Annotated in this window: 8 protein-coding genes and 1 pseudogene; 6 read left to right on the top strand and 3 right to left on the bottom strand. The window is 70.0% G+C overall.

Going from position 1 to position 9,412, the window contains the following annotated elements; genetic code table 11:
* Positions 1 to 19: 19 nt before the first annotated feature.
* The gene (locus VFH59_RS00220) at positions 20 to 1,312 is read left to right on the top strand and encodes an adenylosuccinate synthase (RefSeq protein ID WP_325162873.1); all 1,293 of its coding nucleotides are present in this window, start codon (positions 20 to 22) and stop codon (positions 1,310 to 1,312) included.
* Positions 1,313 to 1,527: 215 nt separating this feature from the next.
* On the opposite strand, the gene VFH59_RS00215 is transcribed toward VFH59_RS00220, so the two are convergent.
* Positions 1,528 to 1,755, bottom strand: a complete 228-nt coding sequence (locus tag VFH59_RS00215) for a hypothetical protein (protein ID WP_325162871.1) — start codon at positions 1,753 to 1,755, stop codon at positions 1,528 to 1,530.
* 254 nt (positions 1,756 to 2,009) lie between these two features.
* On the opposite strand from VFH59_RS00215, the gene VFH59_RS00210 reads away from it, so the two are divergent.
* Entirely contained in the window at positions 2,010 to 2,765 is a 756-nt protein-coding gene (locus VFH59_RS00210; RefSeq protein WP_325162872.1) for a histidine phosphatase family protein, read from the top strand.
* Positions 2,762 to 3,643: an NAD(P)H-hydrate dehydratase gene (locus tag VFH59_RS00205; protein WP_325162870.1), complete on the top strand. Its 882-nt coding sequence runs from the start codon at positions 2,762 to 2,764 to the stop codon at positions 3,641 to 3,643. The genes VFH59_RS00210 and VFH59_RS00205 overlap by 4 nt, the downstream gene beginning before the upstream one ends.
* Here the strand turns inward: VFH59_RS00205 and VFH59_RS00200 are convergent.
* The gene (locus tag VFH59_RS00200; RefSeq protein WP_325162869.1) at positions 3,640 to 4,143 is read right to left on the bottom strand and encodes a cupin domain-containing protein; all 504 of its coding nucleotides are present in this window, start codon (positions 4,141 to 4,143) and stop codon (positions 3,640 to 3,642) included. The two genes, VFH59_RS00205 and VFH59_RS00200, sit on opposite strands and share 4 nt — an antisense overlap.
* Before the next feature lie 144 nt (positions 4,144 to 4,287).
* On the opposite strand from VFH59_RS00200, the gene VFH59_RS00195 reads away from it, so the two are divergent.
* The 3 genes from VFH59_RS00195 to VFH59_RS00185 all read left to right on the top strand — a co-directional run bounded on the left by VFH59_RS00195 (position 4,288) and on the right by VFH59_RS00185 (position 8,214).
* Positions 4,288 to 4,707 carry a hypothetical protein gene (locus tag VFH59_RS00195; RefSeq protein WP_325162868.1) on the top strand — a complete coding sequence of 140 codons (420 nt, stop codon included), beginning with the start codon at positions 4,288 to 4,290 and terminating at the stop codon, positions 4,705 to 4,707.
* A gap of 145 nt (positions 4,708 to 4,852) precedes the next feature.
* Complete coding sequence (locus tag VFH59_RS00190; RefSeq protein WP_325162867.1) at positions 4,853 to 5,041, top strand: hypothetical protein; 189 nt, start codon at positions 4,853 to 4,855, stop codon at positions 5,039 to 5,041.
* Positions 5,042 to 5,442: 401 nt separating this feature from the next.
* Positions 5,443 to 8,214, top strand: a complete 2,772-nt coding sequence (locus tag VFH59_RS00185; protein ID WP_325162866.1) for a TIM-barrel domain-containing protein — start codon at positions 5,443 to 5,445, stop codon at positions 8,212 to 8,214.
* 59 nt (positions 8,215 to 8,273) lie between these two features.
* Here VFH59_RS00185 and VFH59_RS00180 read toward each other — a convergent pair.
* Positions 8,274 to 9,412: pseudogene (locus tag VFH59_RS00180) on the bottom strand (glycine dehydrogenase (aminomethyl-transferring)); the annotation flags it as partial.

The following is a 9,412-nucleotide window of genomic DNA, read 5'->3' as shown; positions in this document are numbered from 1 at the left end:
CCAACGAGCGAGAACTTTCATGGGCAAGTCAGTCGTCATCCTTGGAGCCCAGTGGGGCGACGAAGGCAAGGGCAAGATCGTCGACCTGCTGACCGAGCGGGTCAGCGCCGTGGCGCGCTTCCAGGGCGGCCACAACGCCGGCCACACTCTTGTGATCAAGGGCAAGAAGACGGTGCTGCACCTGATTCCCTCGGGCATCCTGCGCGACGACGCGCTGTGCCTGATCGGCAACGGCGTGGTGCTCTCGCCCGAAGCGCTGATCCACGAGATCGCCGAGCTCGAAGGGCAGGGCGTGGAGGTGCGCTCCCGCGTGAAGATCAGCCCGGCGACGCCACTGATCATGCCCTACCACATCGCCGTGGATAAGGCGCGCGAGGCGGCCGCCGGCAAGGGCGCGATCGGCACCACCGGCCGCGGTATCGGCCCGGCCTACGAGGACAAGGTCGCGCGCCGCTCGATCCGCGTGGCGGACCTGATGTACCCGCACGAGCTGCCGGCGCAGATCAAGGCGGCGGTCGAGTACCACAACTTCATCCTGACCCAGTGGCTGAAGGCCGAGCCGGTCGACTACCAGAAGGTGCTCGACGACGCGCTGGCCTGGGGCGAATACATCCGCCCGCTGGTCGACGACGTGGCCACCATCCTGCACGACGTGCGCCGCGAGGGCGGCAACATCCTGTTCGAGGGCGCGCAGGGCGCGCTGCTGGACATCGACCACGGCACCTATCCGTACGTGACCTCGTCCAATACCACCGTCGGCGGCGCGCTGGCCGGTACCGGCGTCGGTGCCTGCGACATCGACTACGTGCTCGGCATCTGCAAGGCGTACGCCACGCGCGTGGGCGGCGGTCCGTTCCCGACCGAGCTCAACGACGAGATGGGCGAGCGCCTGCGCAAGGTCGGCAACGAGTTCGGCGCCAGCACCGGCCGTCCGCGCCGCTGCGGCTGGATCGACCTGGTGGCACTCAAGCGCGCGGTGCAGATCAACGGCATCAACGGCCTGGCGATCACCAAGCTGGACGTGCTCGACGGCCTGCCGTCGATCAAGGTGTGCGTGGCCTACGAGTACCGCGGCAAGCGCCGCGAGCTGGCGCCGCTGGACGCCGACGGCTGGGCCGAGTGCAAGCCCGTGTACCTGGAATTCCCGGGCTGGGAGGAATCCACCGCCGGCATTCGCGACTGGAACAAGCTGCCCGCCGCCGCGCGCGCCTACCTGCGCGCGGTCGAGGAACTGTCCGGTTGCCGCCTGGCCATCGTCGCCACCGGGGCCGACCGCGACGACACCATCGTGCTGGACGATCCGTTCGCCTGAGCGGCCAGGCCGTCCGTGGGAGCCCCGCTACGGCGGGGCTTTTCACATGGCGCTGGCCGGCCCGCCAGCCTGGATCGCCGCTGGCTGGCAAGGTGAACTGCGTTCGCTGGACGCGAGTGACAGGCGCGCCGCGCCTCGGGCGGCGGCGGTGCCACTCTCGGATCTGCGCGTCCACCGCACACCAGGCCGGCACCCAGGCGCGCGGCTCATTGCGGCTAATACATCCGGATCGAGGACGCCCTGACCACGAACCGCTCCTGCTCCGCGTCCGGTCCGGAAGCGATGCGCGCCAATTCATCGTCGAGCCGCTGCACCGCCTGGCCGGCGCCCTGCATGCGTTGGCGCAGCAGCGCGTTCTCGCGCATCAGGCGGTCGCATTCGTCGTGCAGGGCGCGCATGGAGCGCTCCAGCTGGTTGCAGCGCAGTTGCAGAGGGTTTCGCATGGCGGGTCTCGTTCGACGGTCAGGCGCGGAGGGGCGGGCACGCGGCGCGCGCGGCGATAGCAAGGTCGCCGCGCGTGGACCGATGTTGGCCGAGCGACCGTGAGGCGATCGTCTAACTGCCGCTAGCAAAAAGCTCAGGCGCGCCACGGGCGAGGCAGGGGTGGCGCCTGCCCCCGCCGATCGACCGGCCATTCACGCCCGGCGTGCCAAAGCTCCCCGTGGTGCAACGGGAGAGGCGCGTGGGTGCAGCGGTCATGCAAGGCAACGTGGGCTGGCCACAGCGGTTGTGGATCATCCGGCACGGCGAGAGTGCGGGAAACATCGCGCGGGACCGTGCAGAAGCCGCCGGTGCGCCGCTGATCGACCTCCAGCATCGGGATGCGGACGTGCCGCTGTCGCCGCTGGGCCTCGAACAGTCGCAGGCGCTGGGGGCATGGGTGCGCGCACTGCCCGAGCGCGACCGGCCCACCACCTTCATGGCCTCGCCCTACAAGCGCGCGCGGGAGACCGCGGTGGCGGTGGCCGCCGCGCTGGGGTGCGTGCCCGACGAGGTCGTGGTGGACGAGCGCCTGCGCGAGAAGGAGTTCGGGGTGCTCGATCGCTACACGCGCGCGGGCATCCGCGACAAGTTCCCGGAGCTGGCCGAACAGCGCCAGCTGGTCGGCAAGTTCTACTTCCGCCCGCCCGGCGGCGAGAGCTGGTGCGACGTGGTGCTGCGCCTGCGCAGCATGCTCGGTGACCTGCAGCGCAACCACGCGGGCGAACGCGTGATGATCGTCGCCCACCAGGTCATCGTGAACTGCTTCCGCTACCTGATCGAGCGGATGGACGAGGGCACCATCCTGGCGATCGACCGCAACGGTGACGTTCCCAACTGCGGCATCACCGAGTATGCCGAGGCGCCCGACGGGTGCAGCCTGGTACTCCAGCGCACCAACTTCGTGGCGCCTCTGGTGGAGGCCGGTTCACCGGTAACGATGGAATCGGACCGGCCCAAGGGTGCGCGATGAGCCCGGCGGATCTGACGGGGCAGCGCCTCACCGCGCGGCTCCTGCGCGGCATGCCGCTGCCCGATCCGGACGGAGGCAAGGAGGAGCGTGGCCGGGTGCTGGTCATCGGCGGTTCCCGCCGGGTACCGGGTGCGGCACTGCTGGCCGGCAACGGGGCCCTGCGTGCCGGCGCCGGCAAGCTGCAGGTCGCCACCGCCCAGGACGCTGCGCTGCCGTTGGCGGTGGCGATCCCCGAGGCGCTGGTCATGGGCCTGCCGGCCAATGCCCAGGGCGAGATCGTGCGCGGCAGCGCGGCGCTCGACCAGGTCCTGGGCAGTTGCGACGCGGTGCTGGTCGGTTCCGGGATGAGTCCCGGGCCGACGACCGCCACGCTGGTGCAACGGGTGCTGCGGCACGCCAGGGGCACACCGGTGATCGACGCCGGCGCACTTTCGGCGGATCTGCGGGCATCGCCCGGCAAGCCCTACGTGCTTACCCCGCATGCCGGTGAAATGGCCAAGCTGTCGGGGCGGGACAAGGCGACGGTGGAGCAGGAGCCCCAGGCGCTGGCGCGTGCCTTCGCCCGGCGCACGCGCAGCGTGCTGGTACTCAAGGGGGCGACCACCTGGATCGCCGCGCCGGACGGCCGGTTGTGGGTCCATTCCGGCGGCTGCCACGGCCTGGGCACCTCCGGGTCCGGCGACGTGCTGGCTGGCGTGATCGCGGGCCTCGCCGCGCGTTGCGGCGATGCCCTGCAGGCGGCGCTGTGGGCCGTGTTCGTACATGCCGAGGCAGGGCGCATGCTGGAGAGATCGATCGGTTCGCTGGGCTTTCTCGCGCGGGAGATCGCCGCGCCGGTGCCGGGCATCCTCGACCGGATCCGGCGAGCGAAAGCCTAGGGCGTGCTCCAGCACGCGAGCATCGGTCCCTGTTCGCCGCCGACCGGATCGCAGGCCGGGAAGGGCAGGCGCTCGATGCGCTGGAGCATCTCCTGCGTGGGCGCTTCGCGACAGATGTCCCACTTCTGCCCGCGCGGGTAGGCGCCCACCACCAGCAGGTCGTCGCTCGAGTCGACGCTGCGATGCCCGGTGCCGGCAGGCAGCAGCACCACGTCGCCCGCACCCACCTCGACCTCGCGGCCGCCCGGGCCGCCCAGCACCAGCCGCACCGACCCTTTCGCCACGCCGAGCACCTCGTGTGCGGTGGAGTGGTAATGGTGGAAATCGTAGATGCCCGCGCGCCACTGCGGCGGCCAACCGTTGCGGTCGAACCGTTCCTCGAAGGCAGCCGCCGCATCGTCGCCCGGATCGTCGAAGGCCTGGTGGTAGAGCAGCACCGGCAGGCGCGGGTGGTTGGGAACCCAGTCGCGGGATGCGAGCCGGAAGGCTTCGGTCTGCATGGTCGTTGGCCTGAACATGGCGTGGCGCAAGCTTGGTGCAGCGGATGTGCACGAACCGGCTAACGCGCGGGCCATCGTTGCTGCACGCCTTGCTGACCTTCGCTCGGGCAGGATCGTTGCGGGCAATCGGAACGGGAGAACCCCATGGGCAGCATTGACGACCCGCGCGGCCGTACCAACGAAAACCTGCAGGACGCGATCGGCAAGCGCGCCGAACAGAGCCAGGTGCAAGTCGACGGCGAAACCGGCGAAGCCATCGAAGCGGCGGGCGGCACCGGTGGGGAAAGCGGCAACGGCCAGATGCGCCCGCACCACGGATTCGGTGATCCCCATGGGCAGAAGGCCATGGGCGAACCGGTCGACCCGGAAGCGATCCTGCCGGTACCGGAAAACGGGCCCACCTATCAGACCGGCGGCGTGGGCCAGGATCGCGCGCAGCACATCCAGGAGCGCAAGCACCGCGAGAGTGGCGTGGGCTCGACCAAGGGCCACGGTGTCGGTGGCCAGGACGACGGCGGGCTCGACCCACCGCCGGGCGCGCCAACCCGCGGCGGTCGCGCCTGACCTGCGCCCGCCGACCTCCGGCGTCCGCGAAGCGCGCGGCCGGAGAACACCGCGGGCGTGTCGGTGTTCTCTTGCCGTCTCCCACACGCCCGCTGCACTGGCAAGGTTGCATCGTCAACGGACCCAGCCACTGGAACCCGCCGCCATGCACAACGACGAGTCCCTCTCCCCACCCCCTCGCCCCGTGGATACCGTGGGCGGCAACGCTGGCATCAAGCTTCCGGCGCCACGCCAGGCGCAGGCTGCCGCCATGCCTGGCGGCGTCCCGCCGATGTTCGCCGCCGGTGCGCTCGCGCACTCCCGGGATCCGCAGGGCGATGCGATGGAGCACTAGAGATGCGGCGCGGGCCATGGAACGGGTATCGGCGCCCACCCGGCCAAGCCCGGCCGAGCCGTTGCCGGTAGGCGAGTTCAGGCCGCGCTGCCGACGGCTGGAGGGGCGGCACCCGGGCTGACCCGGTTTGGCCAGGCGGCGCCCACACGGGGCGCGAATTGCTGCGCGAGTGCGCGTGCGACCCACCTGCGGGACCCGTATCGCCCACCCGCGCGCCGAGTTGGGCCGTTCGCGCCGGGAGCCGGGCGAAGCCCGGCCGCGCGCACTGGCTGCAGACCGGGCCGGGCACGGGCCGCTACCTCCCGGCTGAAGCACACGCCGGGCCCGTCGCGTTGGTAAAGTTCCAGGGTGGTGGCGCCGCCGGCCCCACCGCACCGCCGCATCGGCAACGGGGTTTGCGCATGGGCATCCGTCGTTTCGCGTGTCTCGTGGTGGCATGGCTGCTGGTCGCATGGGCGCCCGCCCGTGCCGACGCGCCAGCCACGTCCACCGTGGTGGCGGGCAAGGCCCGCTTCGAGTTCCTCACCCCTTCGCTGGTCCGCCTGGAGTACGAACCTTCGGGACACTTCGTGGACGCGCCCACGGCAGTGGTGCAGCAGCGGGACTGGCCGGCGGTGGCGGTGCGGCGCACGCAGCAGGGCGGCTGGCTCGTCGCCGGCACCGGCGCCATGACGCTGCGCTACAAGCCGGGCAGCGGGCCTTTCATGGCGACCAACCTCGAGGTGACCTGGCGCGGGCCCGACGGCCGCGAAAGCCACTGGCATCCGGGCGACGTCGACAAAAAGAACCTGGGCGGGCTGACCTATTCGCTCGACGACCTGCGCGGAACCAACCTGCCCGCGCACGGCGATGGCACCGAGAGCCCGGTCGGCATCGTCATCCCCGGCATCGAGGTGCACCTGCAGCCGGCCCGGCCCGGCCTGCTCAGCCGCAGCGGCTGGGTGTACGTGGACGACAGCCGCACCCCGCTGTGGAACCCCCGCACCCGGTGGATCGAACCGCGACCGACGGCGGGCGGACAGGACGGCTACCTGTTCACCTATGGCCACGACTACGCCCGCGTCCTGCGCGACTACGCGAGGCTGTGCGGCGCGATCCCGATGGTGCCGCGCTACGTATTCGGCCCGTGGATCACCGACTTCAATTTCGAATACTTCCCGGGCACGGCACAGGCCGCCAGCCCGCAGTTCCGGGCGTACAACCAGCAGGCCCTGCAACACGAAGTCTCACGGTTGCGTGACAGCGGCATTCCCTTCGACACGCTCGTGCTGGATTTCGCCTGGCACAACTACGGCTGGGACGGCGGCTACGACTGGAGTCCGCTGATCCCGCACCCGGATGCGTTCATCGACTGGCTGCACGCGCGTGGCATCCGGCTCGCGCTCAACGACCATCCGGGCTATGCGAACACGCGGGAAAGCATCCTGTCCTTCGACGACAGCCACGCCCCGCAGGTATTGAAAGATCTTGGCCGCCCGCTGCCGGCCCGGCCGGCCTTCGATCTGGAGATCTCCCGTCACTGGCGCTTCGCGCCTGACCCGCACGGCCTCGGGCTGGACCAGCACTGGTTCGCGCCGGGCTTCGACGATGGCGGCTGGAAGCCCGTGCGCACGGACCTGTCCTGGCAGGAGCAGGGCTGGTCCGGCGACCAGGGGCTGGGCTGGTACCGCACTTCGCTGCACCTGCCCGCGCAGCTGCCGGCGCACCTGTATCTCTACTTCGGCGAGGTTGCGCAGGACTACCGGCTCTTCGTCAACGGCATCGAGGTGCCGCACAGCCATGTGCAGTGGCCGCGCCGGCTCACGACGGCCGACGTCGCGCGATACGTCCGCGCAGGCCAGTCGAACGTGTTCGCCTTGCGCGTGCAGTCGGGCAAGCGCGGCGGCGGCATCCTGCGCGGCCCGGTCGCCCTGCGCGACGTGCCGCCGCCCGGCCGCATCGCCTTCGATCTCTCGGACAAGGCGCAGGCCGAGGTCTTCATGCGTGACCTGCACCTGCCGCTGATGCGCCAGGGCGCGGACCTGTGGTGGGTGGACGGCGGCAGCGGCGCGGCCGGCATGCCGGGGCTCGATCCGCAGTTGTGGACCAACAAGGTCTTCTACGACTACGCGCGCCAGGCGAGCGGCGAGCGGGCATTCATCCTCGGCCGCTATGGCGACTGGGGCAGCGAGCGCTATCCGGGCTACTTCACCGGCGACACGTGGTCGGAATGGCCGGTGCTGGCCTACGAGGTGGCCTATGCCGCGCGCGCCGGCAACGTCGCGGTGCCCTACGTCAGCCACGACATTGGCGGCTTCCACGGCGGCAAGATCGACTTCGATCTCTACGCGCGCTGGATCGAGTTCGGCACTTTCAGCCCGATCCTGCGCATGCACAGCGCCCATGCCAATCCGCTGGAGGGCAACCTGCGCATGCCCTGGGTATATGGCGCCGAGGGTGTCGCGCTGATGCGCAAGTACTTCACCCTGCGCGAGCAGCTGGTGCCCTACCTCTACACCCAGGCGTGGCTTGCGCATCGCGACACGCTGCCGATCCTGCGCCCGCTGTACCTTGCCTACCCGGACACGGACGAGGCCTACCGGCACCCGCACGAATACTTCTTCGGCAAGTCGATGCTGGTCGCGCCGGTGCTCGCACCCGATGGCGAGGTGACGGTCTGGCTGCCGCCCGGCTCCTGGATCGACTTCTTCACCGGCAAGCGTTACGCGGGTGGCCGCAGTTTCAGCGCCCGCTATGCGGTCGACCAGATCCCGGTGTTCGTGCGCGAAGGCGCGATCGTGCCCGAGCAGGCGCTGGCGACGGGGGCCGGCGCGAACCCGGGAACTCCGCTGGTTTTGAACGTGTACGGCGCAGGCCAGGACCGGTTCGAACTGTACGAGGATGACGGGCACTCGCTCGCCTACGAGCAGGGTGCCTACGCGTTGACCCCGATGGCCCACGTGTCGGGCCACGATGGCAGGCAGCAGCTCCTCATCGGGCCCACGCACGGCCGCTTTGCCGACCAGCCGCCGGCGCGCGTCTACGAGCTGCACCTGCATGTGGCGAGCCGGCCACAGTCGATATCGGTCGATGGCAAGCCCATGGCAGGCTGGCGCTGGGACGCACGCCATGCCACGGCGGTGGTGCGGCTGCCCCGCCGCGATATCCGTGAGGCCGTGACCGTACGCTGGTAGGCGCGCCCGGGCACGCCAACGAAAAAGGCCCCGCGATGCGGGGCCTTTCCTCTGCAAGATCAGGACACGTTCGGTTCGCTGAACGCCTCGATCTCTTCCTTGAAGTCGTTGATCGGCACGCAACTGCAGAACACGTTCTTGTCGCCGTAGATGTTGTCCACGCGCGCCACCGGCGACCAGTACTTCTGGAACTTCAGGCTGGGCAGCGGGAAGGCCGCCAGTTCGCGCGGGTAGGCGTGGGTCCATTCGGTGGCCGACACCTGGGTCGCGGTGTGCGGGGCGTGCTTGAGCGGGTTGTCCTCGCGGTCCAGGCGGCCGTCCTCGATCGCGCGGATCTCGTCACGGATCTGGATCATCGCGTCGATGAAGCGGTCCAGTTCCTGCTGCGACTCGGATTCGGTCGGCTCGACCATCAGCGTGCCTGCCACCGGGAAGCTCAGCGTCGGCGCGTGGAAGCCGAAGTCGATCAGGCGCTTGGCCACGTCTTCGGCGCTGATGCCGGTCGCGTCCTTGAGCGGGCGCAGGTCGAGGATGCACTCGTGCGCCACCAGGCCGTTGCGGCCGGTGTAGAGCGTCTCGTAGTGGTCGGCCAGCCGCTTGGCGATGTAGTTGGCGTTGAGCAGCGCGACCTGGGTCGCGCGGCGCAGGCCCTCGCTACCCATCAGCGTGATGTACATCCAGCTGATCGGAAGGATCGAGGCCGAACCGAAGCTTGCCGCCGAAACCATGCCCACCGGCGAGTCCTCGCCGAGCTTCCTTGGCAGGAACGGAGCCAAGTGCGACTTGACCGCGCACGGGCCCACGCCCGGGCCGCCGCCGCCGTGCGGGATGCAGAAGGTCTTGTGCAGGTTCAGGTGCGACACGTCCGACCCCCACTTGCCCGGCTTGGCCACGCCGACCAGCGCGTTCATGTTGGCGCCGTCGGTGTACACCTGGCCGCCGTGCTGGTGGACGATGTCGCAGATGGCGACGATGTCCTCCTCGAACACGCCGTGCGTGGACGGGTAGGTGATCATCAGCGCGGCGAGGCGGCCGGAATACTTCTCCGCGTTTCGCTGGATGTCTTCCACATCGACGTTGCCGTTGGCGTCGCACTTGGTCACCACCACCTGCATGCCGCACATCTGCGCGGAGGCCGGATTGGTGCCGTGGGCCGATTCGGGGATCAGGCAGATGTCGCGATGGCCTTCGCCGCGCG

Source organism: Frateuria sp., from assembly GCF_035695185.1.
GTDB lineage: Bacteria > Pseudomonadota > Gammaproteobacteria > Xanthomonadales > Rhodanobacteraceae > Frateuria_A.
This window is presented reverse-complemented; position numbering and strand designations above follow the sequence as displayed.